This window comes from Aeromonas enteropelogenes (assembly GCF_000819845.1).
Lineage (GTDB): Bacteria > Pseudomonadota > Gammaproteobacteria > Enterobacterales > Aeromonadaceae > Aeromonas > Aeromonas enteropelogenes.
The window spans coordinates 119,865-141,609 of the sequence record NZ_CDCG01000028.1 but is presented as its reverse complement, the minus strand read 5'-3'; the positions used below and the strand labels follow the sequence as shown (position 1 = coordinate 141,609).

Sequence of the window (21,745 nt, the reverse complement as noted above, 5' to 3'; positions counted from 1 at the left end):
GGGCGAACAGCTTGGCGAGGAGATCCGCCACAAGCCGGTGCCGGTGGCGCTGGAGCAGGAGTACCTGCTCTATCAGGCGCATCGCCAGCTACCGATGACCGAGCTTATCGGCCGCTTGCCGACGCTGCTGGAGGCGCTCGAGCAGTACAGCCCGTTCGCCGGCGAAGCCCGCAGCCTGGTGCGCCAGCTGGTGGCTCATCCGACCGAGAGCCTGCGCCAGCTGTTTGTCGAGAAGTGGCGTGCCAGCCTGGTGGGCAGTTTGCTGCAACTGCAGCAGCAGATCGCCGAGGCGGAGCGGGAGAAGCAGCGCCAGGAGATCGAGGATCAGCTGCTGGCGAGCCGCACCCTGGCCGATGCCCTCGATCCCCACCAGATCTCGGCCGGTGGCTTGTGGGATCTGGCCCAGGGCAGCTGGCACAAGCGCAGTCTGGTGCTGGTCAAGCAGTATGCCCGCATGTTGCAGCGGGAACCCCTGCTGGCTGAAATAGCCGCCCAGCTTGGGCGCAGCGAGCGGGATCGGCAGGCGCAGGAGCAGCCGGTGCCGCCGGTGCAGATGCTGGAGCTCGAACCCGCCCCCAGCGATGATGTGCCCGATGATCTGGTGGGGATCCATCAGGCCAGCGACCTGATGCGGCTGCTGCCGAGCGAGGCTGTGATGCTGGGGCTGCCGGAGCTGGAGCTGGAGTTCTATCGCCGCTATCTGGAGCGGCGCCTGCTCAGCTACCAGTCACGGGGTACCCTGCCACGCCAGCGCATCATGCTGCGCACCCCGGAACAGGGGGGACACCAGTTGCAGCAGCGGGGGCCCTTCATCGTCTGCGTCGATACGTCGGGCTCCATGGGCGGTTATCCGGAAGAGTGCGCCAAGGCGCTGTTTCTGGCGCTGCTCAAGGTGGCGATGGACGAGAAGCGCGGCTGCTATCTGATGCTCTTCTCCACCGAGGTGGCGACCCTGGAGATCACCGCTGACACCGGGCTGGACAAGGCGGAGCGCTTCCTCTCCATGAGTTTTCACGGCGGTACCGATCTGGTGCCCTGTCTCGAGAAGGCGCTGCTCAAGCTCGACGAGCCTGCCTTTGCCAAGGCGGATGTGCTGGTGATCTCCGACTTCATCGCCCAGAGTCTGCCCCACCCCCTGCTCGATCAGATGAACCGCTATCGCCATCGCGAGACCCGCTTTCACGCCGTCGCCATGTCTCGCCACGCCAAGCAGGCTCTGCTGCGGGTATTCGACAACAGCTGGTTGCTGGATTGCGGCCTGCGTGGCCGCCTGCTGCGCCGCTGGCAGCAGCACTGAGGGATCCCGCTGTCAGTGAGCCGGGGTGTGGCTCAAGGCGCGTTCGTTGACCTGTTCCTGATCCAGCAGTGGCTGACCGCTCGGACGGGAGATGTGAAAGCCCCGTTTGCCGCTGCGCTTGACCAGGTACATGGCCTGATCGGCCCGGGCCAGGGCGGCGCCGAAGTCATCCTGGGGCCGGATGGCCGCAATTCCCATGCTCAGACCCACATGCCCGTCGCCGTTGGCGAGGGGGAAGGGGGTCGAGATGAGCTCGATGCAGAGTCGGGCCAGCTCGTGGGTGCGGGGATCCTCGCTCTCCCAGGGGAGCAGCAGCACAAACTCGTCGCCGCCGATGCGCCCCAGTTCGCTCTCTTCCGGACAGCACTGCCTGAGACGCTGGGTCAGAGCGACCAGCAGCTCGTCGCCGGCCCGGTGGCCCAGGTTGTCATTGACCTGTTTGAAGTCATCGAGATCGATGAAGCAGATGGATTTGAAACCCTGGTTGAACTTGCGTTGCAAGGCGGTGCGGTTGGCAAGGCCGGTGAGGGGATCCCGATGGGCGAGCCGGGCCAGCTGCTGCTCGTACTCCTTCTCGTGGGTGATGTCGATGTGGGTGCCCATCACCCGGATGGGGTTGCCCTGTTCATCCCGTTCCACCACGCGGCCCCGATCCAGCACCCAGGTGGTCTTGCCATCCTTGGCGATCATCCGGTGCATCACCTGATAAAAGGGGCTCTTGCCGCTCAGATGGTCGAAGAAGGCCTGCAGCACCCGCTCCCTGTCTTCCGGGTGCAGGTGCTCGCGCCAGACGTCGAAATGGGCAGACAGCTCCTTGGGCTGAAATCCCAGCATGGCGCCCCAGCGGCGGTTGAAGATGATGAGCTTGCCGGTGGGGATGTGGTTTTGCCAGATGCACAGGCCGGTACCATCCATGGCTGCGCCCAGTTTTTCGCGGGCATCGTCGGCGATGCGCTTTAGCCGCTCGTTTTCCAGCTGCAGCCTGGCATAGGCAGCCTGCAACTCCTCGTATGTCATCCCGCCACATCCCTGCAAAAAGAACATATAGTCGATGCTGGGTCTGCTCCTGTAAAGCGCCGGATTTCGTCATTGTGAGGAGGGCTAAAAACCGGATTTGGCATAAGGTTTGCTGCCAGGTCGGACAAGGAACGATATGATGAGTTATCAGAGTATCAGTGCTATCGAATGGGGAACCTGATCCGGCATGAAGCGTTGCATGACCTTGATCCTGTGGGCGTGTCTGGCTTGCTCTCCTGCTTGGGCGGCACGAGGCCCCCTTGGCGAGCCGCAATTATCCAAAGAGTTGCAAGCGCTGGAAGAGGGGGGCCTGCCCGATCGCATCTACCGATTGCGGGTCGCCGCCCTGGCGGCCAATCGCGACGCCTATTCCCCCGACGTGCAGGGCCGGATTGCCCGGCTGCAGTGTCGGGCCATGCCAGCCGAGCGGGACAGCGAGTATCGCGCCGTGGTGGCTTTTGCCGACAAGGAGCTGGCCATCGCCAGGGCGCGCAAGGATCGGCTCACCGAAACCGGACTGCTTGTCTGTCGCGGCTTTCACCAGCAGATGCTCGGCAACATGAAGCTGGCGCTGGCCGATTTTGGGCAGGCACAGGGGTTGGCGCGGGAGCTTGGGGATCGGATGCAAGAGGCCGATGTCCTCAGTTATCGTGGCGAACTCTACTCCTATCAGGGCAAGCTGGCCGAGGGGCTGAAGGAGCTTATCGAAGCGTACCAGCGCTATGAAGATCTGGGCATTGAGGACAAGGGGCGGGAAGTATTGACCCTGATTGCCAACTCCTATCGGCGCATGGGGCTCTATGAGCGAGCCGACGACTATTTCAAGGAACTGGAGCAGGACTATCGCCAGCTCGGGGCCCGGGAACAGCTGGTGGATATCCATGCCCAGCAGGCGCTGCTTTACGCCGAAATGGACGAGTTCGACCGGGCCCTGCCCCTGATGCAGGAGGCCGAGCGCTACTATCAGTCCCAGCGTCAGGAGGGACTGCTGGCCTGGAGCCAGATCGAGGTGGCCACCATGCTGCTCAACCAGAACAAGGTGAGTGAGGCCAAAGCCAAGCTGAAACAGGCCGAAGTGCTGCTGCACGATCGCGAGGGGAGCGACAGCGTGACCCTGGCGCATTGGCAATTGGTGATGGCCATGGTGCTGGATGCCTCGGGAGAGCAAACCAGGGCCCTCGACTATCTGGCGCGGGCGGAGACCGTTTTCGCCAGGGAGAATAACCAGCGTTTTCTGATCCGTGTCTATGGTCTGCGCTCGCGCATCTTTGAGCGCCAGGGCCGGGTCGGCGATGCGCTGGCCAGCCTCAAGCAGTATGTGCAGACCCGGCATGCCACCGAGCTGGTGCTCAGGGAGCAGCGCTCCTTGCAGATGCGCTTCGAGTTCGATCTGGCCCGCAAGGAGCTGGAAAACCAGACCCTCAAGACCAAACAGCTGTTGCAGGAAGCCAAGCTCAAGCAACTGCAGGAGCGCCGCCAGTGGCAATTCGCCGTGGTGGCTCTGCTGCTGGTGGTGATGGGCATGTTGGTGCTCTATCTCTTCAACCGCAGCCGCAAGATGAGGCGGCTGGCCATGACGGACGAGCTGACCGGTCTCCACAATCGTCGCCAGATCATGGCGCGGGGTCAGGCCTGTTTCGATCAGGCAAAAAGTGGTGGTCCTTCCCTGAGCGTCTTGTTGCTGGATATCGATCACTTCAAGCAGGTCAATGATCAGCTGGGCCACCACATGGGGGACATGGTACTCAAGGCGGTGGCTCGTTGCCTCGGTGAGCAGCTGCGGGTGCAGGACGAGGTGGGACGCAACGGCGGCGAGGAGTTTCTGGTGCTGCTGCCCGACACCAGACTCGAGGAGGCAGCCGAGGTGGCAGAGCGGATCCGCCAGCGGGTCTCCCAGCTGTGCATAGACGGGATGCCGGAGGGGCGTTTTGTCCATGTCAGCATAGGCTGCGCCCAGTATGGCTCCCTCGATGATACCCTGAGTGCCCTGATCCGGCGGGCCGACGAGGCCATGTACCAGGCCAAGCAGACCGGGCGCAACCGGGTGGTGCTGGCTCAATAGGCTTGACGTGTACCTTGCGGATTTCTCCACCATGCCAGGCTGGGTATTTTTCGCTCGCGCGGGTATAATGCCGCGCAATTTTGCTTTGACTCAGGCGAGACGACCCATGTAATGCAACGCTTTCCCCCTTTTTCCACCTGGCTGGCCTGATGCCTGCCGGCGTGGCATGCGCTGCATACAGATGTGCCGTGAGTCGAATGCGGCATCCCGGATTTATTCCCACGGTGGCCAAGGCCGCCGCCCAATAGAAGAACGTTGAATTATGTCAGCTGAATTTCTGAGTGAAGTCTCCAAGAGACGCACTTTTGCGATCATCTCGCACCCGGATGCGGGTAAAACCACCATCACCGAAAAAGTCCTGCTGTTCGGACAGGCCATTCAGCGCGCCGGTACCGTCAAGGGCCGTGGCTCGGGCCAGCACGCCAAATCCGACTGGATGGAGATGGAGAAGCAGCGTGGTATCTCCATCACCACCTCTGTGATGCAGTTCCCCTATGCCGACTGCCTGGTCAATCTGCTCGATACCCCGGGTCACGAGGACTTCTCCGAAGATACCTACCGTACCCTGACGGCGGTCGACTGCTGCCTGATGGTCATTGATGCCGCCAAGGGTGTTGAAGACCGGACCCGCAAGTTGATGGAAGTGACCCGGCTGCGCGACACCCCCATCCTTACCTTCATGAACAAGCTGGACCGCGAAGTGCGCGATCCCATGGAAGTGATGGACGAGGTGGAGCGCGAGCTCAACATCATGTGCGCCCCCATCACCTGGCCCATCAGCTGTGGCAAATCCTTCAAGGGTGTCTATCACCTCTACAAGGATGAGACCTACCTCTATCAAAGCGGTCAGGGCCACACCATTCAGGAGAAGCGGGTGATCAAGGGGCTGAACAACCCGGATCTGGACGCCGCCATCGGTGAAGATCTGGCTCAGCAGCTGCGTGATGAGCTGGAGCTGGTGCAGGGTGCCTCTCCCGAGTTCGATCACGACGCCTTCATCGCCGGCGAGATGACCCCGGTCTTCTTCGGTACCGCACTCGGCAACTTTGGTGTTGACCATATGCTGGACGGCCTGACCGACTGGGCGCCGGCCCCCATGCCGCGCAAGGCCGAGAGCCGCGAAGTGGCTGCCACCGAGGAGAAGTTCTCCGGCTTCGTGTTCAAGATCCAGGCGAACATGGACCCGAAACACCGCGACCGTATCGCCTTTATGCGCATCGTCTCCGGCACCTACTCCAAGGGCATGAAGATGCGCCACGTACGTCTGGGCAAGGATGTGAACATCTCCGACGCCGTGACCTTCATGGCCGGCGATCGCGAGCAGGCGGAAGACGCCTTCGCGGGTGACATCATCGGCCTGCACAACCACGGCACCATCCAGATCGGTGACACCTTCACCCAGGGTGAGGATCTCAAGTTCACCGGCATCCCGAACTTCGCGCCGGAACTGTTCCGCCGCATCCGTCTGCGCGACCCCCTCAAGCAGAAGCAGCTGCTCAAGGGGCTGGTACAGCTCTCCGAAGAGGGGGCGGTGCAGGTGTTCCGTCCGCTGCAGAGCAACGATCTCATTGTCGGTGCGGTCGGTGTGCTGCAGTTCGACGTGGTGGTCTCGCGCCTCAAGAGCGAGTACAACGTCGAGGCCCTGTACGAGGCGGTCAACGTCTCCACCGCCCGCTGGGTGGAAGGGACAGATGCCAAGAAGTTCGAGGAGTTCAAGCGCAAAAACGAGATCAACCTGGCCCTCGATGGCGGTGACAACCTCACCTATATCGCGCCGACCATGGTCAACCTGCGCCTGGCTCAGGAGCGTCACCCGGACGTCCAGTTCCGCCAGACTCGCGAGCACTGATACCGCTTCGCAAGCCTGCATGGCTGACGAGACAAGAGACCCCGCTTCGGCGGGGTCTTTTTTATCGGCTTTTACGGGGAACCGTGAGGGAAGGGAATTTGCCCGCTCTCGACGATTGAGTAAAAAACCAATATAAATGAATAAATTATATTTGCTGGGGAGTTCCATGCCCGTCGTTTTGCCCGTCCAGGCACAGCTGGAAGCCTACAATGCCCATGATATCGAGGCTTTCCTGGCCTGCTTTTCCGAGCAGTTCAAAGCCTATCGCATGCCGGCAGAATCGCCCGCCACCGTTGGCAAGGAGGCGCTGAGAACCTTCTATGCAGAGCATCGCTTCAACAACCCGCTGCTGAAGGCCGAACTGTTGTCGAGGACGGTGCTCGGCAACAAGGTGTTTGATCATGAGCGGATCCACGGTCTCTCTCCCGAACCGCTGGAGAGTGTGGCGGTCTTTGAGGTAGAGGAAGGCCTTATCAGCACCGCCTGGTTCTATTTCCCCTCTTGATCCGAGCATTCACATGTTGTTCCATATGGGGCCTTTACTCACATGTCAGAGAAACAGCAATAAGGACATTGCATGCTTATTATCCAGGCTACTTCAGACGACTTGGAAGAGGTCAGCGATCTGTTTGATGCTTATCGTCAGTTTTATGGACAGGCACCAGATCGTGGTGCTGCGACCAGCTTCATTGCCGAACGATTAACCAATGCCGATGCGGTTATCTTTCTTGCTCGCAGTGAGGCGGGGGACGCCATGGGGTTTGTCCAGCTCTACCCTGCATTTTCATCCGTTGCCATGAAGCGAATGTGGTATCTCAACGATCTCTTTGTCACCAAGTCGGCCCGCCAGCAGGGGGTTGCGCGAGCCTTGTTAAGACGGGTGGCCGTTTTTGCCAGAGAGACGGATGCACTGACAGTCAAACTGGCGACTGCTACATCCAATCACCCAGCGAAATCGCTCTATGAATCAGAGGGATATCAAAAGATCATCGCTTTTGATCACTATACCCAGCGGGTTTAGGTGCGGCGCTAGGCGGATCTTCAACTTGATTGCTGCCTACCGCCCTTCCTCCTTGGGAGAAGGGCGGTAGATATAGGGCAGGATACGGCGTGTAGCTCAGAGCTGTAGCACCATACAGATCTCGCAGGCATCGTGGCCGGTGCAACCAAGCGGGCCGGGCAGGTGTTCAAAACCCAGTGACTCGTAGAGGCTGGTGGCTTCCCGCAGTACCTCTGTGGTCTCAAGGTAACAGCGCCGGTAGCCGAGGGTTCGTGCCTCCTCCAGCGCCTGCAGCACCAGCCGTCGCCCCAGTCCCAGCCCGCGCAGGGCGGGCATGAAGTACATCTTCTGCAGCTCGCAGGTCTCCTCTTCTCCCGCCAGCCTGGCTATGCCGCCGCCACCCAGAATGGTGCCGTCGGGCCCTTCAATCACCCAGTAGCGGCTACCCCTGCCCTGATAAGTCTCATGGAGCTGATCCAGGTTCGGGTCGGCGACTCCATAACCCTTGTCGGCAGTGAGGCCGTATTCGGCGGAGACGGCGCGGATCACCGCAGCGATATGGGGATTGTCGAACGCCCGGATGGGACGAATGTGGTAGCCCTGCTGGCGGCGGGCACGGGAGAGGGCGCTGCGATAGAGACGCAGGCCTTCCCACAGCCGCTCGCGTTCTTCCTGAGTCAACTGGGCCAGGGTCTCTTCCATGGCGCAGTCCATCTCCCGATGCAGTGCCAGCAGCTGGCTTTGGCCGGTGATGGTGAGGCGAGCCTCCTTGCTGCGGCCATCGGAGGGATGGGGATGCCAGCTGATGAGATCCCGTTCGGCGAGGCGCGCCAGCGGACGGCTGGCGTTGGACTTGTCGATGCGCAGTTTCTCTGCCAACTGCTGGTTGGTGGCGGGGCCGCTCTCCAGTTCGATCAGCAGGTGGGCTTCGATGGGGGTGAGGGCCAGCTCGCCGCATTGCTGGGAGAGCATGCCGAGTTCGCGAACCAGCTCGCGAGAGAGGGCGCGCAGGGGGCGGGGATCCATATCAGGGTTTCCTTTTTGTTGTGCACAACAACCAATTTAGCGATTTGGTTGTTGTACGCAACTTTATTTTTCATTTCCCTGAAAATGGTTCAGGCTGCCGCCCGGCTTCTCAGCTCCGGGCGGCGGGCGAAGCAGTGAGCCAGCAGCAGCATGGTGACCACGCCGATCGTGCCCAGTACCAGCCAGGGGAGGGCGGGTTGCCCCTGCTGCAGGGCATAGTCATAGAGGGAGCCTCCCCCCACGTAGCCTGTCATGCCCCCCAGGGCGAGTCCGAGTCTGCTGAAACCCATGTAGCTACCGCGTGCGTTGGGGTTGGCCAGCCGGGTCATCAGGGTCTCCCGCGCCGGCTCGCAGATGATGATCCCCAGATAGAAGCAGGCCAGCAGCACGAAGAGCCCCGACAGGGTGTTGACGAAGGCGACCAGCCCTATCCCTATTGTCATCAGCAGGATGCCGGCCATCAGGCGGTTTTCCAGCTTGTAGCGCCGCTCGCTGAAACGGGCGATGGGGTAGAGCAGCGCCAGCGACAGGGCGGTCTCCAGGCTGTACATCCAGCCAACCGCCGTGGTGCTGCCGGAGAGCTGCTTGACCAGGATGGGGAAGATCAGCATCACCTGCACCCACAGCATGTAGTAGCCGCTCAGGATCAGCACCAGCCGGCAGAAGGCGCGATCTGCCAGTACCTGCCCCAGTCCTTGCCGCATCGGGGTCGGCTTGAGGGAGAGGCGGTAAGGGGGCAACAGCAGCCAGTTGCACAGGGCCGCCAGAGTGAACAGGCCGGCGCCCAGCAGGCAGACATAGGTGAAATCAAAGCGCAGCAACCAGCTGCCGAGCAGGGCCCCGGTCACGGCGCCGGCGCTCTCCAGCATCATTAACAGGGAGATGAAACGGCCCCGCTCACCGGGGCGGGTGAACTTGATCACCAGGGCGGCCCGCGGTGGATCGAACAGGCAGCCACCGAGACCGGAGAGGAAGCAGGAGAAGATCAGCATGGCGCCGCTCTCGGCCCAGGCCAGGGTGGCGAAGCCGACGGCGCGCAGCAACATGCCGGTGACGATGAGCGGACGAGCCCCGAAGCGATCGGCCAGGGAGCCACCGAAGATGCCCAGCCCCTGCTGGGTCAGCTGGCGCAGCCCCAGGGCCAGCCCTACCAACCCCGCCGCCCAGCCGAGCTGATCCACGAAGCGCAGGCTGATCATCGGCATCACCACAAAGAAACCCAGGATAACCAGCGTCGTATCCAGCGCCAGAAACCAGCGCCCCCAATGCCTTGCCCGCTCTACCATAATTTCCTCTCTATTGATTGATGACTCCATTCTGGAGGGGCATCAGATATAGTGGTAGACGACAACTACCTATATTTCATATCAGGATTTTTTATGTCTATGGATCTGGACGATTTGCAGCTGCTGCTGGATGTGGCGGAGCTCGGCAGTTTCAGTCAGGCGGCGGCCATCCGCGGTTGGTCGCAACCTCTGGTGAGCCAGCGTATTGCCCATCTGGAACTGACTCTGGGGGCGCCGCTGTTCCAGCGTCATCGCCGCGGTGTGACCCCGACTCGCGCCTGCGAGGAGTTCCTGCCAGCGGCCCGTTCGGCCCTGACAACCCTGAGCGAAGGGCGGCTGGCGCTGCAGGGGGCACCGGCGCTGCCCTGCATCCGTCTCTCCAGCCTGCCTTCCCTGACTTCGGTGGTGTTTGGCTCGCTCCTGATGGAGCTGGTGGACGAGGCGTTCGAGATCCGCTGCACCACGGATCACTCCGGCGTCATCATGCAGGAGCTGCTGACCGGGGTGACCGACATCGGCTTCGTGCTCAAGTGCCCGCCCGTGGCGGGACTGCAGATGGAGCTGCTCTGCTGCTCCCCCATCATCGCCATCGCCTCGCCCATGCACCCGCTGGCGGGGTGCCACGGTCTGACTCTGCAAGACATCGCCGATCAGCGGCTTGCCCCCCAGGTGTGGGGGCCAGGTTGTGACGTCTTTATTCAGCAATTGCGGCGGTTGCGCCGTGCCGCCAGCCCCTTGCACGGGGTGCAGCCCGCGAGTGCGGCCCGGGATCTGGCGCTGGAGCACGGCTTTATCACCCTGATGCCGGAGCTGGCCATCGCGCGGGATCTGGAGGTCGGGCGACTGGTCAAACTGGATGTCTGCAATCTGCCCCAGGAGCACTGGGACGTGATGATGGCCTGGCGCGGTGGCAAACGGCCCAATCCGGCCAAGGAAGCGGTGCTGGCGACAGCCCGTGCCCTTGCCAAACGGTGGCGCGGTGAGAGGTGAGCGACCCCCTGCAAAAGGGTTGGCACCTCTGGAAGCAATTGGCTACATTGGTGCTGTTTTGTCATTTGATGACTGATTTCAAAGGAGAATCCCATGTTCTCATGGCAGTTGGACGATGAGCTTGCGCTGCTCTTTTTGCAGCCCGACATGGCGAGCGAGCTGTTTGCCCTCTGCCGTGACAACCGGGAATACCTCTCCCAGTGGTTGCCCTGGCCGCCCCTGATCCTGCGCCCCGCCGACAGTGCCACCTTCATTCGCCACGCCATCGAGAAGTTTGCCCGCGGTGAGGGGCTGACTACTGCCATCGAGTATCAGGGGGAGGTGGTCGGGGTGATCGGCTACAACCAGATAGACGCGGATCTTGGCAAGGTGGCCATCGGCTACTGGCTGGCGGAGCGCTGGCAGGGCAACGGCATCATCACCCGGGCCTGTCAGGCCCTTATCCATCACGCCTTCGAGGAGATGGGCATGGAGAAGGTGGAGATCAGCGCCGCTACTGACAACGAGCCAAGCCGGGCCGTCTGCGAGCGGCTCGGAATGCAACAGGAGGGGATCACCCGGCGCGCCGAACGGCTGGCCGGCCGGGTGGTGGATCACGTCCACTACAGTTTGCTGCGCGATGAGTGGTTGAGGCTGAGGGAATCCTGATGGTGCTGCCACATCTCAAGACGGCCCGAGCCCACCTGACGGTGCTGTCGCCGGATCAGGCCCCCATGATGCTCGACTTCTACCGGCGCAATCGCGCCCACCTCACCCCCTGGGAGCCACTGCGGGATGAGCGCTTTTATACCCTCCCGTACTGGCACGCCAGGTTGCAGGAGAGTTATGGCCAGTTCTTCCATGGCACCGGAGTCAATCTGGCGGCCCTGGATCCGGCGGGGGAGCGGGTGATCGCCACCTGCAACTTCAGCAACTTATTGATGGGGATATTCAAGGCGTGCCACCTGGGTTATGCCGTCGATCAGCAGCACCAGGGGCAGGGGCTGATGCAGGAGGTGCTGCCCGTCGCCATCGATTACCTGTTTCGCGAACATGGCCTGCACCGCATCATGGCCTGCTACATGCCGGCCAATCATCGCAGCGGCGCCCTGCTGGAGCGGCTCGGCTTCGAGCGGGAGGGGTATGCCAGGGAGTATCTGATGATCAATGGCCGCTGGGAGGATCATATCCTCACCTCATTGATCAATCCGGCGCCGTAAACGGCCCATAAAAAAACGGGCCCGAAGTTTCCTTCGGGCCCGTCTTCGAATGAGGTGCTGGCTTAGTTGGCCTTGGCATCGCTCACGGCAGCTTCAACCTTGGTGGCTACGTCGTCAGCAGCTTTCTCAACGGTTGCAGTCGCATCGGAAGCGGCTTTCTCAACAGTTGCATTGACGGCGTCAGCCGCTTTTTCAACGGTAGAAGTGGCTTCGCTGGCCGCTTGTTCTACGGTTGCTGCGACTTCGGCGGCCGGAGTGGCAGCAGGTGCGGCAGCCTTCTCTTCTTTCTGACCGCAAGCGGTCAACATCAGACCCAGGATACCGGCTACCAGTACTTTATTCATGTGTATACCCTCAACAAAAGATGGAGAGATGGTTGTGACAACCATCAAAGTGCGTCCTTTCACCCGGTTTTCCAATCATTGGCCGGGAGCCAAGAGGCGGACGCAATATAGCCCCAACGGTTGCAGATGAAAACGGATATCACAATGACATTTTTTCGTACCATAGATAAAAAGAACTGCTCATTTAGCTAAATTCAACTAAAAATGTCCAAAAAATGGTGATGTTGCACAACTAATCACCATTATATCTTGCCTGCTTGGTATCTAAACGGTTTTAAGGTTTTGTTTGAATCTTTGTTGTCGGCGTGGTCAGTCAGACAGCTTCTGACAAGCAAGGCGTTTTCCCGAGCTATGGCTCTCGCGTGCCAGATCCAGCAGCGCCATGACCGTCAGGGCCTCTCCGGCGGGCACCGGATTTGCCCCTTCGCCCAGGATGGCGGCGCAGACTCCGCGGTAGTAGGCACCGTAGTCGCCGGCCTCACCAGCGACCAGCTCCTGTTGCAGTTGGCCATCCCGGATCCGGCTGAGCCGGCCTGGCTCGCTGTCCACGCCCCAGTCGGCCGCCGGAGGGCGCTTGCCGAGCTTGAGTTGCTCTTCCTGCACATCCATGCCGAACTTGATAAACGAGCCCGCACTGCCGTGAATGATGAAGCGGGGCATGGTGGCCGACACCAGGCAGCTGCCGTGCAGCACCACCCGCATCTCGCCGTAACCCAGCACCACGTGGAAGTAGTCATCGCTCAGGGACCCCGGGCGATGCCCGGCCAGATCCGCCTGCAGCCAGTCGGGCAGACCGAACAGCTGCAGCGCCTGATCCAGCACATGGGGGCCGAGATCGAACCAGAGCCCGGAACCCGGACCGCCCGTCTCGCGCCAGCGCTGGCGCACCTCGGGGCGATAGCGATCGAAGTGCGATTCAAACTGGGCGATCTGTCCCAGGGTTCCCTCTGCCAGCAGGCGGCGCACCGTGAGGAAATCCCCGTCCCAGCGCCGGTTGTGGAAGATGCTGAGCAGCCGCTGCTGTTTTTCCGCCAGTTCGACCAGCGCCTTGGCCTCCGCCAGATCCAGGGCGAACGGCTTGTCGATCACCACGTGCTTGCCGGCCAGCAGTGCCTGGCGGGCGAGGGGAGCATGGGTATCGTTGGGGGTGGCGATCACCACCAGATCAACAGTGTTGTCGCTCAGCACCTCCTCCAGCGAACCGACCCGGCAATCGGGCAGATCGGCCTGTACCTTGGCGGCATCGCGGCTTACCACCCAACTGAGGCGAAGGCCCGGAGTGGTGCCGAGAAAGGGGGCGTGAAAAGTCTTGCCTGCAAAGCCATAGCCCACCAGGGCGGCGTTGAGAGTCTGGCTCATGGGTGTTTCTCCGCTGACATGAGTCGGGGTCGGGCGCCTGTGCCGGCGGGCGACGGGTCACAAAAAAGAGGAGGGGGCCAGCGGCCCCCGGATGTGCTCATCAGAGCACAGGATTTATTGCAAACACAAGCGCCGTCCCTGGCGGGTCATCAACACCACCAGTGGTGGCAACAGCAGCCACATGTGCAGGGCCAGCTGATCCAGGGGATCCTGCATCAGGGTGCCGGTGAGGCCGACCAGGGCGCCAGCCCCGCTCATCTGGAACAGGCCGAGCAGGGCGGCGGCGGTACCGGCGCACTGACCGAAGGGGGCCAGCGCCATGCCGGCGGCCGAGCCCAGGATCATGGCAAAGGCGATGCTGGAGAGGAACACGGGGCCCATCATGCCCAGCGGATGATCAAGATGCATGGTCAGGGTCAGGGTGATGGCTGCCACCAGCAGGGCCAGCAGGCCGATGCGCAGGGTGCGTCTCGGTCCCATTTTGGCAACGCAGCGGGGGGCCAGGAAACAGGCCAGGATGTTCACCGCCGCGTTGGCGGTAAACCAGTAGCTGAAGCCGTTCATGTCGAGCCCCAGCTTCACCATCAGCTGCACCGGTGCGGCGGTGACATAGGCGAGGATCACCGCCATCGCCAGCATGCATTGCGCCGCGTTGAACAGGAAGGTAGGGGAGCGCAGCACAGGGCTGTAGCGATCCCAGCTGATGAGAGCTCCCTCGCTGCGGGTATCCTCCGGGCGGGTCTCCGGCATGCGCCATAGCAACCAGCCGCCGACCAGCAACGCATATCCGGCCATGAACCAGAAGTTGGCAGACCAGCCCGCCTTGGCGGTGAGCCAGCCACCAAACAGGGGGGCCAGCGCCGGAATGAAGCAGATGGCGCCATTGAGGTAGGAGATCATCTGGCCACTCTTTTTCGGGCCATAGCTGTCACGCACCACCGAGAAGGCGGCAACCGAGGTGGCACAGGCGCCAAAGCCTTGCAGCACCCGAGCCAGCATCAGCTCCCCGAGGCTGGCGGCGAAGCCTGCGCCCAGTGCGCTCAGGCCGTAGAGCAGTACACCGCCCAGGGCGATGGGCTTGCGGCCGTAGCGATCGGCCAGTGGTCCCACCAGCAGCTGGCCCAGACCCATGCTGAACAGGAACCAGGTGATGGTGCCCTGCATCAGGGTCACTTCTGCGCCCAGCTTTTCCGCCATCTGCGGAATGGCGGGCAGGTAGATGTCGATGGCCAGCGGGCCGAACAGTACCAGAAGTACGAGCAGAAGGATCAAGGGCATCAGCCACCTCATGAAGACAGGAAAAATCAGTTGGTGCGCGAGTCTACTGAGTCACAGTAATGAATAGAAATGGTATTTAATCACTTTGGTTATTCCTGTACGGAAACATGTATTTTCTCGGTAGCAAACAGGGCCTTGTGACGGGCCTTGGATGGGGCGGGATTAGTGACAATTGGCGCTTTTACTAAACGGCTGCGACGCATAGAATGCGCAGATTATTTTTGCGGAGGTGTGCGATGAACAAGCTTGTCCTGGCAACAGGGAATCAGAAAAAGGTGAAGGAATTGGCCGCCATGCTGGCCGATATGAAGATCCAGGTGATCCCGCAGAGCGAGTTTGCAGTGTCCGATGCCGATGAGACCGGCACCACCTTCGTCGAAAACGCCATCATCAAGGCCCGCCATGCCGCCCGCATCACCGGACTGCCCGCCGTGGCCGACGACTCTGGCCTCGAAGTGGATCTGCTGCATGGCCGCCCCGGTGTCTACTCCGCCCGTTTCGCCGGCGACAACGCCAGTGACAAGGAGAACATCGACAAGCTGCTGGGTGAGCTCAAGGGGGCCCCTGACTATCTCAAGAGCGCCCGCTTCTGGTGTGTGCTGGTCTATATACGCCACGCCGACGACCCCACCCCCATCATCTGCCAGGCGAGCTGGGAGGGGATGATCATCGACGAGCCGCGCGGTCAGCACGGCTTTGGTTACGACCCCGTCTTCTTCGTACCGGATCACGACTGTACCGCCGCCCAGATGCCAGGCGATCTGAAGAACCAGCTCAGCCATCGTGGCCAGGCGCTGGCCAAGTTGAAAGAGGCCCTGGCCGCGGCGCACTGAGCCCGGGCACGGCGCCGGGATACTCCGGCAAGCATTTCATCTACAATGGGGGCCGTCAGCCCCCGTTTTTATTTTTGATTAGTGGAATCCCCATGCTGCAACTGCCGCCTCTCTCCCTTTATATCCATGTGCCCTGGTGCGTCCAGAAGTGCCCCTATTGCGACTTCAACTCCCACGCCCAGAAGGGGGAGCTGCCTCACCTCGAGTACGTGGCCGCCCTGCTGGAGGATCTGGAGCAGGATCTGAAGTGGGCCCAGGGGCGTCCGCTCTCCTCCATCTTTATCGGCGGCGGGACTCCCAGCCTGCTGACGGTGGCGGCGATGCAGGCGCTGCTGGACGGGGTGCGGGCCCGCATCCCGTTGACGGCGGACTGCGAGATCACCATGGAGGCCAACCCGGGCACGGTGGAGGCGGACAAGTTCGCCGGCTTCCAGCAGGCGGGCATCAACCGTATCTCCATCGGGGTGCAGAGCTTCCAGCAGGAGAAACTGACCCGGCTCGGGCGCATTCACGGCCCGGAAGAGGCGCGCAAGGCCGCCGCATTGGCTCATGCCATCAAGCTTCCTACTTTCAACCTGGATCTGATGCACGGCCTGCCGGATCAGAGCCTGGAGGACGCCCTCTACGATCTGCAGCAGGCCATCGATTGTGCGCCGCCGCACCTCTCCTGGTACCAGCTCACCATAGAGCCGAACACGGCATTCGCCTCCAAGCCGCCTCGGCTGCCGGAAGACGACACCCTGTGGGACATCTACGAGCAGGGCCACGCCATGCTCACCGCCAGGGGGTATCGCCAGTACGAGATCTCGGCCTACGCCAAAGAGGGTTATCAGTGTCGCCACAACCTCAACTACTGGCGCTTTGGCGACTATCTGGGGATTGGCTGCGGTGCCCATGGCAAGGTGACGGATCTCGCCAGTGGCCAGATCCTGCGCACCGCCAAGGTGAAGCACCCGAAAGGCTACCTGGATCTCGCCCGTCCCTATCTGGACGAGCAGTGGCAGGTCACTGAGGACGATCTGCCGCTCGAGTACTTCATGAACCGGTTCCGTTTGTTTGAACCGGCTCCCAAGGCGGAGTTCGAAGCCTATACCGGTCTGGCGCTGGAGCGGGTGGAGACGGTACTGGACATCGCCCGGAGCAAGGAGCTTATCGAGGATCTGGGGGAGAGCTGGCAGCTCACCGCCCTCGGCCATCGCTATCTGAACGTGCTGCTGGAACTCTTTATGGACGAATGAGGTAACCGCCTTTAACCAGATGGAACACAAGCGGGGCGCCATGAGCGCCCCGCTTGTTTTGGTTCTAAGAACCTGTTCACTGTCTGTCGCGAGAGGCTGTCAGCAAGGTGAAGAGCAGCGCAGGAACCGGAGAAGTACACATGAGGATTCCGAGCAGCACATGAGCCTTGATCACGGCCTCGCAGCAAGATCGTGGACAGGTTCCAAAGCAGAAACCCGCTCAGCAGCAGACGCATACCGTCTGCTGTTGGCCGGGCTCCCACCGCTTGCCGTGCTTGGCCTTGCGCTGATAGCTGCCCTTGCCCTTCTTGCTCGGCTCGACCCGGGCCTGGAACAGGGGGGAGGTCACCAGGGCCTTGAGGTGATTGTCCTGGATGATGCCACGCTGATGGGCGTGGGTGGGTTCTGGGGTGACGGAGGTCACCTTCTTCTTGGCCATATTGGCTCCTTGATGGGGTTGTCGTGTTTGCCTATCGCCCCTGCCACCACAGATCCGGGGCAGGCGGCGAAAAAACGTGCCGATTGTGAGCCTCTAGCCTCCCCCGCGCAAGGGGTCAGGCAGGACGGTAGACCACGCGCACCAGGCCACTCGGCAGCAGGGTGCTGGAGACGGGAGCGAGCCGATCGGGCAGGGCTCCCGAGAAGAGCGACACCCCGGTCCCCAGAGTGACCGGCACCCAGAACAGGGTCAGCTCGTCAACGACCCTGGCCTGCAGCCCCTGCCTGACCACCTCGCCGCCATCCAGATAGAGGTGGCGGCTCCCCTCCTGCCAGAGCATATCCAGCACCTGTGGCAGCGCCCCCTGCCGGAAGGAGACGCGGTCACGGGAAGCGGCCGGACGATGGGTCAGCACCACCACTGGCTTGTTCCCGTAGGGCCACTCGGGAAAGGCGCTCACGGTGTCGTAGCTGTTGCGCCCCATCAGCAGGGTGTCTGCACTGGCCATCAGCGCGCTGTAGCCGGTCTCTTCCTGGGAGTCGCCGTAGTAGGGTTCAAGCCAGGTCAGATCGTCCCCCTCCCCGGCAATGAAGCCGTCGAGGGAGAGGGCGAGAAAGGCGGATACCCGGGGCCGGCGCAGCTCAGTGCTCATGATCGTGGTGCTCGTGGCGGGAGGGAGCGCCGGACTCCAGGGTCTCCAGGATGGCGCAGTGCTCCGCCGAGCGCGGGCCGCCGCAGCAGATGTTGGAGAGCTCCCGCAGGTTGTCGCGAAAACGGGTCAGCTCGACGATCTTCTGCTCCACCTGTTCGAGCTTGGTGTCGGCCACCGCCTTCACCTCCTGGCAGGTGACCCTGGCCTTGTTGGTGTCGAGATCCAGCAGTTCGCCGATGTCGGCCAGCGAGAAGCCCACCGACTTGGCGCGGATGATGAACTCCAGCCGCCGCTTGTCCTGCTCGCCATAGAGGCGATAGCCGGACTCGTTGCGAATGCCCGGCGAGATGAGTCCGTTTTTCTCGTAAAAGCGCAGAGTATCTGCCTTTACCCCGCACGCCTTGGCCAGTTCCCCAATCCGATACATGGCTTGTTCCCCGTTGGATATGCCGCTCAGTAAAAAATCGCCTCCACTATCGCCCCTTTGCCCGTCGATTGCCAGCCAAGGGCGTGAAAGGGACAGATAAAAGTCAGATGAAGGGCATTTTTCCGGTAAAACCCTGAAAGTGAAAACGTTTTGCAAAAATCAACAGGAAAACGTTTAATGCCGCGCCACACAAGGCTTTGTTGTTTTAAAAAATCCCCCACGCGTCACATTTTTTGTGTAGAATACGCGCCCATAAGAGAGCGTCGCGCCAAGCGGGCATTTCTTAAAACACTTTGGCCAGGGACGGGTCCCTGGATAAGAAGAGTGGTTTGCGAAATCCCCCACTTCCATTTATTAGGGGACTCTCTGTGTTGAGCCTCGCCTCCCATGGAACGGTCCCCGTTATGTTGAGGACGATAGTGTGATGGAACAAGCTCGACCCATTCGCCGTGCATTGCTGAGTGTGTCTGACAAGACTGGCATCGTGGAATTTGCCAAGGCACTCAACGAGCGTGGTGTTGCCCTGCTCTCCACTGGCGGTACCGCCAAACTGCTGAGCGACGCGGGTCTGCCGGTGACCGAGGTCTCTGACTATACGGGTTTCCCCGAGATGATGGATGGCCGGGTCAAGACCCTGCATCCCAAGGTTCATGGCGGCATTCTCGGCCGTCGGGATCAGGATGACGCCATCATGGCCCAGCATGCTATCTCCCCCATCGACATGGTTGTCGTCAACCTCTACCCCTTCGCGGCGACCGTCGCCAAGCCTGGCTGCACTCTGGAAGATGCTGTCGAGAACATCGACATCGGCGGCCCGACCATGGTTCGCTCTGCCGCCAAGAACCACAAGGACGTCACCATCGTGGTCAAGGCCGGTGACTACGACCGCGTCATTCGCGAGATGGATGGCAACGGCAACAGCCTGACCCTTGCCACCCGCTTTGATCTGGCCATCGCCGCCTTCGAGCACACCGCCGCCTACGACGGCATGATCGCCAACTACTTCGGCAGCATGGTGCCCTCTTACGGCGATAACAAGGAGGGTGACGAGGAGTCCCGCTTCCCGCGCACCTTCAACAGCCAGTTCATCAAGAAGCAGGACATGCGCTACGGCGAGAACGGCCACCAGGCCGCCGCCTTCTATGCCGAAGTGCACGCGGCGCCGGGCTCTGTCTCCAGCGCAGTCCAGCTGCAGGGCAAGGCCCTCTCCTACAACAACATCGCCGACACCGACGCAGCGCTCGAGTGCGTGAAAGAGTTCAGCGAGCCGGCCTGCGTCATCGTCAAGCACGCCAACCCGTGCGGTGTGGCCATCGGCGACGACCTGCTGGCCGCCTATGAGCGCGCCTGGCAGACCGATCCCACTTCGGCGTTTGGCGGCATCATCGCCTTCAACCGGCCACTTGATGGCGCCACCGCCAAAGCCATCGTCGAGCGTCAGTTTGTCGAGGTGATCATCGCCCCGACCGTGAGCCAGGAGGCGCGCGATGCCGTCGCCGCCAAGCAGAACGTGCGTCTGCTCGAGTGTGGCCAGTGGACCGCACCGGCGGCCGGTTTCGACATGAAGCGGGTCAACGGCGGCCTGCTGGTGCAGGAGCGCGATCTCGGCATGGTGACCCTGGGTGATCTGACCGTGGTCAGCAAGCGCCAGCCGACCGAGGCGGAACTCAAGGATCTGCTGTTCTGCTGGAAGGTGGCCAAGTTCGTCAAATCCAACGCCATCGTCTACGCCAAAGATGGCCAGACCATCGGCGTCGGCGCCGGCCAGATGAGCCGCGTCTACTCGGCCAAGATCGCCGGCATCAAGGCGGCGGATGAAGGGTTGACCGTGGCGGGTTCCGTCATGGCTTCCGATGCCTTCTTCCCGTTCCGCGACGGTATCGATGCGGCGGCCCAGGCCGGTATCTCCTGCGTCATCCAGCCGGGTGGCTCGATGCGTGACCAGGAGGTGATCGACGCCGCCGATGAACACGGCATGTGCATGGTGTTCACCAACATGCGTCATTTCCGTCATTGATGGGTCAGGGCCGCCGCAGGCGGCCCTTTTGTTGTCTCTTTTCAACTGACTATTTTCACCGGTCGCGGCGCAAGCCGGGGCGGTGACCACAAATAGAAGCGAGCGAAACGATGAAAGTACTGATCATTGGTAACGGTGGCCGTGAACATGCGTTGGCCTGGAAGGCAAAACACTCCCCCCTGGTGAGCCACGTCTTCGTGGCCCCGGGCAATGCGGGCACCCAGCTGGAGCCGGGGATCGAGAACGTAGCCATCGAGGCGACCGACATCGAAGGACTGCTGGCGTTTGCCAAGGCGAAGCAGATCGGCCTGACCATAGTCGGCCCCGAGGCTCCGCTGGTGAAAGGGGTGGTCGATGCTTTCCGCGCCGCCGGTCAGCCCATCTTCGGCCCGACCGCCGCCGCCGCCCAGCTGGAAGGCTCCAAGGCCTTCACCAAGGACTTCCTGGCCCGTCACGCCATCCCGACCGCAGATTACCAGAACTTCACCGAGGTGGAGCCGGCGCTGGCCTACCTGCGCGAGAAGGGCGCGCCCATCGTCATCAAGGCCGACGGCCTGGCCGCTGGCAAGGGGGTGATCGTCGCCATGACCCTGAGCGAAGCCGAAGAGGCGGTGCGGGACATGCTCTCCGGCAACGCGTTTGGCGATGCCGGCGCCCGGGTGGTGATCGAGGAGTTCCTGGACGGAGAGGAGGCGAGTTTTATCGTTATGGTGGATGGTGAGCACGTGCTGCCCATGGCCACCAGCCAGGATCACAAGCGGGTCGGTGATGGCGATACCGGCCCCAACACCGGCGGCATGGGGGCTTACTCCCCGGCCCCCGTGGTCACCCCCGAGGTGCACCGGCGCGTGATGGAACAGGTGATCATGCCGACCGTGCGCGGCATGGCGGCCGAAGGCAACGTCTACACAGGTTTCCTCTATGCCGGCCTGATGATCGATGGCCAGGGCAATCCCAAGGTGATCGAGTTCAACTGCCGCTTCGGCGATCCCGAGACCCAACCCATCATGCTGCGGATGCAGTCCGACCTGGTGGAGCTCTGCCTGGCGGCCTGCGAGGGCAAGCTGGATCAGAAAGAGGCGCTCTACGATCCCCGCGCCGCCATCGGCGTGGTACTGGCGGCGGGCGGTTATCCCGGCAACTACAGCAGCAACCACCCCATCAGCGGTTTGCCGGTGGATGAGGTCGCGGGCGAGAAGGTATTCCACGCCGGGACCCGGCTGGAAGGGGATACCAGCCTGACCCAGGGTGGCCGCGTGCTGTGTGCAACCGCCCTCGGCTACACGGTCGCCGAGGCGCAGAAACGTGCCTACCAGCTGGCGGCCCGCATCAAGTGGGATGGGGTTTTCTACCGCAAGGATATCGGCTGGCGTGCCATCGCACGGGAGCAGGATGAGTAATCCCGCCCGTGGCCAGAGTCACCGCATAATAA

General features: G+C 61.9%; 21 protein-coding genes. 12 read left to right on the top strand and 9 right to left on the bottom strand.

The window, feature by feature from the left end; translation table 11 throughout:
- Positions 1 to 1,297, top strand: a 1,297-nt coding sequence (gene viaA / locus BN1123_RS11020; RefSeq protein WP_042027002.1) for an ATPase RavA stimulator ViaA, incomplete at its 5' end; no start/stop codon positions are given.
- A 12-nt stretch (positions 1,298 to 1,309) separates the two neighbouring features.
- Here the strand turns inward: viaA and BN1123_RS11015 are convergent.
- Positions 1,310 to 2,314, bottom strand: coding sequence for a sensor domain-containing diguanylate cyclase (locus BN1123_RS11015; RefSeq protein ID WP_042027001.1), 1,005 nt, complete (start codon positions 2,312 to 2,314; stop codon positions 1,310 to 1,312).
- 199 nt (positions 2,315 to 2,513) lie between these two features.
- Here BN1123_RS11015 and BN1123_RS21680 point away from each other — a divergent pair, with 199 nt between their 5' ends.
- The 4 genes from BN1123_RS21680 to BN1123_RS10995 all read left to right on the top strand — a co-directional run bounded on the left by BN1123_RS21680 (position 2,514) and on the right by BN1123_RS10995 (position 7,246).
- Positions 2,514 to 4,376, top strand: coding sequence for a GGDEF domain-containing protein (locus tag BN1123_RS21680; RefSeq protein WP_042027000.1), 1,863 nt, complete (start codon positions 2,514 to 2,516; stop codon positions 4,374 to 4,376).
- Positions 4,377 to 4,635: 259 nt separating this feature from the next.
- A complete protein-coding gene (gene prfC, locus BN1123_RS11005) occupies positions 4,636 to 6,225 on the top strand; it encodes a peptide chain release factor 3 (RefSeq protein ID WP_124240017.1) in 1,590 nt (529 codons plus the stop codon).
- Positions 6,226 to 6,391: 166 nt separating this feature from the next.
- Complete coding sequence (locus BN1123_RS11000; protein ID WP_042026997.1) at positions 6,392 to 6,730, top strand: nuclear transport factor 2 family protein; 339 nt, start codon at positions 6,392 to 6,394, stop codon at positions 6,728 to 6,730.
- Positions 6,731 to 6,802: 72 nt separating this feature from the next.
- Positions 6,803 to 7,246, top strand: coding sequence for a GNAT family N-acetyltransferase (locus BN1123_RS10995; RefSeq protein WP_026457743.1), 444 nt, complete (start codon positions 6,803 to 6,805; stop codon positions 7,244 to 7,246).
- Between the two features lie 96 nt (positions 7,247 to 7,342).
- On the opposite strand, the gene BN1123_RS10990 is transcribed toward BN1123_RS10995, so the two are convergent.
- Complete coding sequence (locus tag BN1123_RS10990) at positions 7,343 to 8,251, bottom strand: bifunctional helix-turn-helix transcriptional regulator/GNAT family N-acetyltransferase (protein WP_042026996.1); 909 nt, start codon at positions 8,249 to 8,251, stop codon at positions 7,343 to 7,345.
- An 89-nt stretch (positions 8,252 to 8,340) separates the two neighbouring features.
- Positions 8,341 to 9,537, bottom strand: a complete 1,197-nt coding sequence (gene mdtH, locus BN1123_RS10985) for a multidrug efflux MFS transporter MdtH (protein WP_042026994.1) — start codon at positions 9,535 to 9,537, stop codon at positions 8,341 to 8,343.
- Positions 9,538 to 9,630: 93 nt separating this feature from the next.
- Here mdtH and BN1123_RS10980 point away from each other — a divergent pair, with 93 nt between their 5' ends.
- The 3 genes from BN1123_RS10980 (at position 9,631) to rimJ (ending at position 11,726) form a co-directional block, all read left to right on the top strand.
- Positions 9,631 to 10,527 (top strand): LysR family transcriptional regulator, encoded by an 897-nt coding sequence (locus BN1123_RS10980; protein ID WP_042026993.1) that lies wholly within the window; start codon positions 9,631 to 9,633, stop codon positions 10,525 to 10,527.
- A 93-nt stretch (positions 10,528 to 10,620) separates the two neighbouring features.
- Positions 10,621 to 11,175, top strand: coding sequence for a GNAT family N-acetyltransferase (locus BN1123_RS10975; protein ID WP_042026991.1), 555 nt, complete (start codon positions 10,621 to 10,623; stop codon positions 11,173 to 11,175).
- Complete coding sequence (gene rimJ, locus BN1123_RS10970; RefSeq protein WP_042026990.1) at positions 11,175 to 11,726, top strand: ribosomal protein S5-alanine N-acetyltransferase; 552 nt, start codon at positions 11,175 to 11,177, stop codon at positions 11,724 to 11,726. The genes BN1123_RS10975 and rimJ overlap by 1 nt, the downstream gene beginning before the upstream one ends.
- A 62-nt stretch (positions 11,727 to 11,788) precedes the next feature.
- Here the strand turns inward: rimJ and BN1123_RS10965 are convergent, their stop codons facing one another.
- The 3 genes from BN1123_RS10965 to BN1123_RS10955 form a co-directional block, all read right to left on the bottom strand.
- Positions 11,789 to 12,070 carry a hypothetical protein gene (locus BN1123_RS10965; RefSeq protein ID WP_042027013.1) on the bottom strand — a complete coding sequence of 94 codons (282 nt, stop codon included), beginning with the start codon at positions 12,068 to 12,070 and terminating at the stop codon, positions 11,789 to 11,791.
- A gap of 309 nt (positions 12,071 to 12,379) precedes the next feature.
- Positions 12,380 to 13,429, bottom strand: coding sequence for an oxidoreductase (locus tag BN1123_RS10960; RefSeq protein ID WP_042026989.1), 1,050 nt, complete (start codon positions 13,427 to 13,429; stop codon positions 12,380 to 12,382).
- A gap of 114 nt (positions 13,430 to 13,543) precedes the next feature.
- Positions 13,544 to 14,707: a multidrug effflux MFS transporter gene (locus BN1123_RS10955; protein ID WP_042026988.1), complete on the bottom strand. Its 1,164-nt coding sequence runs from the start codon at positions 14,705 to 14,707 to the stop codon at positions 13,544 to 13,546.
- A gap of 236 nt (positions 14,708 to 14,943) precedes the next feature.
- Here BN1123_RS10955 and rdgB point away from each other — a divergent pair, with 236 nt between their 5' ends.
- Both rdgB and hemW read left to right on the top strand, forming a co-directional pair.
- Positions 14,944 to 15,540 (top strand): RdgB/HAM1 family non-canonical purine NTP pyrophosphatase, encoded by a 597-nt coding sequence (rdgB, locus tag BN1123_RS10950; protein WP_042026987.1) that lies wholly within the window; start codon positions 14,944 to 14,946, stop codon positions 15,538 to 15,540.
- A gap of 92 nt (positions 15,541 to 15,632) precedes the next feature.
- A complete protein-coding gene (hemW, locus tag BN1123_RS10945; RefSeq protein WP_042026986.1) occupies positions 15,633 to 16,778 on the top strand; it encodes a radical SAM family heme chaperone HemW in 1,146 nt (381 codons plus the stop codon).
- Positions 16,779 to 16,998: 220 nt separating this feature from the next.
- On the opposite strand, the gene BN1123_RS10940 is transcribed toward hemW, so the two are convergent.
- The 3 genes from BN1123_RS10940 to zntR form a co-directional block, all read right to left on the bottom strand.
- Positions 16,999 to 17,217 carry an alternative ribosome-rescue factor A gene (locus BN1123_RS10940; protein WP_042026984.1) on the bottom strand — a complete coding sequence of 73 codons (219 nt, stop codon included), beginning with the start codon at positions 17,215 to 17,217 and terminating at the stop codon, positions 16,999 to 17,001.
- Positions 17,218 to 17,332: 115 nt separating this feature from the next.
- A complete protein-coding gene (locus BN1123_RS10935) occupies positions 17,333 to 17,869 on the bottom strand; it encodes a dihydrofolate reductase family protein (protein WP_042026983.1) in 537 nt (178 codons plus the stop codon).
- Positions 17,859 to 18,296, bottom strand: a complete 438-nt coding sequence (zntR, locus tag BN1123_RS10930; protein ID WP_042026982.1) for a Zn(2+)-responsive transcriptional regulator — start codon at positions 18,294 to 18,296, stop codon at positions 17,859 to 17,861. The genes BN1123_RS10935 and zntR overlap by 11 nt, the downstream gene beginning before the upstream one ends.
- A 424-nt stretch (positions 18,297 to 18,720) precedes the next feature.
- Here zntR and purH point away from each other — a divergent pair, with 424 nt between their 5' ends.
- Positions 18,721 to 20,313, top strand: coding sequence for a bifunctional phosphoribosylaminoimidazolecarboxamide formyltransferase/IMP cyclohydrolase (gene purH, locus BN1123_RS10925; RefSeq protein ID WP_042026980.1), 1,593 nt, complete (start codon positions 18,721 to 18,723; stop codon positions 20,311 to 20,313).
- Between the two features lie 110 nt (positions 20,314 to 20,423).
- Positions 20,424 to 21,713, top strand: coding sequence for a phosphoribosylamine--glycine ligase (purD, locus tag BN1123_RS10920; RefSeq protein WP_042026979.1), 1,290 nt, complete (start codon positions 20,424 to 20,426; stop codon positions 21,711 to 21,713).
- Positions 21,714 to 21,745 lie beyond the last annotated feature (32 nt).

Excerpts from the sequence above, each read along its gene's own strand:
- BN1123_RS11015 (WP_042027001.1), bottom strand. The coding sequence starts at position 2,314 with ATGACATACGAGGAGTTGCAGGCTGCCTATGCCAGGCTGCAGCTGGAA.
- BN1123_RS21680 (WP_042027000.1), top strand. The coding sequence starts at position 2,514 with ATGACCTTGATCCTGTGGGCGTGTCTGGCTTGCTCTCCTGCTTGGGCG.
- BN1123_RS11000 (WP_042026997.1), top strand. The coding sequence starts at position 6,392 with ATGCCCGTCGTTTTGCCCGTCCAGGCACAGCTGGAAGCCTACAATGCC.
- BN1123_RS10995 (WP_026457743.1), top strand. The coding sequence starts at position 6,803 with ATGCTTATTATCCAGGCTACTTCAGACGACTTGGAAGAGGTCAGCGAT.
- BN1123_RS10990 (WP_042026996.1), bottom strand. The coding sequence starts at position 8,251 with ATGGATCCCCGCCCCCTGCGCGCCCTCTCTCGCGAGCTGGTTCGCGAA.
- mdtH (WP_042026994.1), bottom strand. The coding sequence starts at position 9,537 with ATGGTAGAGCGGGCAAGGCATTGGGGGCGCTGGTTTCTGGCGCTGGAT.
- BN1123_RS10980 (WP_042026993.1), top strand. The coding sequence starts at position 9,631 with ATGTCTATGGATCTGGACGATTTGCAGCTGCTGCTGGATGTGGCGGAG.
- BN1123_RS10975 (WP_042026991.1), top strand. The coding sequence starts at position 10,621 with ATGTTCTCATGGCAGTTGGACGATGAGCTTGCGCTGCTCTTTTTGCAG.
- rimJ (WP_042026990.1), top strand. The coding sequence starts at position 11,175 with ATGGTGCTGCCACATCTCAAGACGGCCCGAGCCCACCTGACGGTGCTG.
- BN1123_RS10965 (WP_042027013.1), bottom strand. The coding sequence starts at position 12,070 with ATGAATAAAGTACTGGTAGCCGGTATCCTGGGTCTGATGTTGACCGCT.
- BN1123_RS10960 (WP_042026989.1), bottom strand. The coding sequence starts at position 13,429 with ATGAGCCAGACTCTCAACGCCGCCCTGGTGGGCTATGGCTTTGCAGGC.
- BN1123_RS10955 (WP_042026988.1), bottom strand. The coding sequence starts at position 14,707 with ATGCCCTTGATCCTTCTGCTCGTACTTCTGGTACTGTTCGGCCCGCTG.
- rdgB (WP_042026987.1), top strand. The coding sequence starts at position 14,944 with ATGAACAAGCTTGTCCTGGCAACAGGGAATCAGAAAAAGGTGAAGGAA.
- hemW (WP_042026986.1), top strand. The coding sequence starts at position 15,633 with ATGCTGCAACTGCCGCCTCTCTCCCTTTATATCCATGTGCCCTGGTGC.
- BN1123_RS10940 (WP_042026984.1), bottom strand. The coding sequence starts at position 17,217 with ATGGCCAAGAAGAAGGTGACCTCCGTCACCCCAGAACCCACCCACGCC.
- BN1123_RS10935 (WP_042026983.1), bottom strand. The coding sequence starts at position 17,869 with ATGAGCACTGAGCTGCGCCGGCCCCGGGTATCCGCCTTTCTCGCCCTC.
- zntR (WP_042026982.1), bottom strand. The coding sequence starts at position 18,296 with ATGTATCGGATTGGGGAACTGGCCAAGGCGTGCGGGGTAAAGGCAGAT.
- purH (WP_042026980.1), top strand. The coding sequence starts at position 18,721 with ATGGAACAAGCTCGACCCATTCGCCGTGCATTGCTGAGTGTGTCTGAC.
- purD (WP_042026979.1), top strand. The coding sequence starts at position 20,424 with ATGAAAGTACTGATCATTGGTAACGGTGGCCGTGAACATGCGTTGGCC.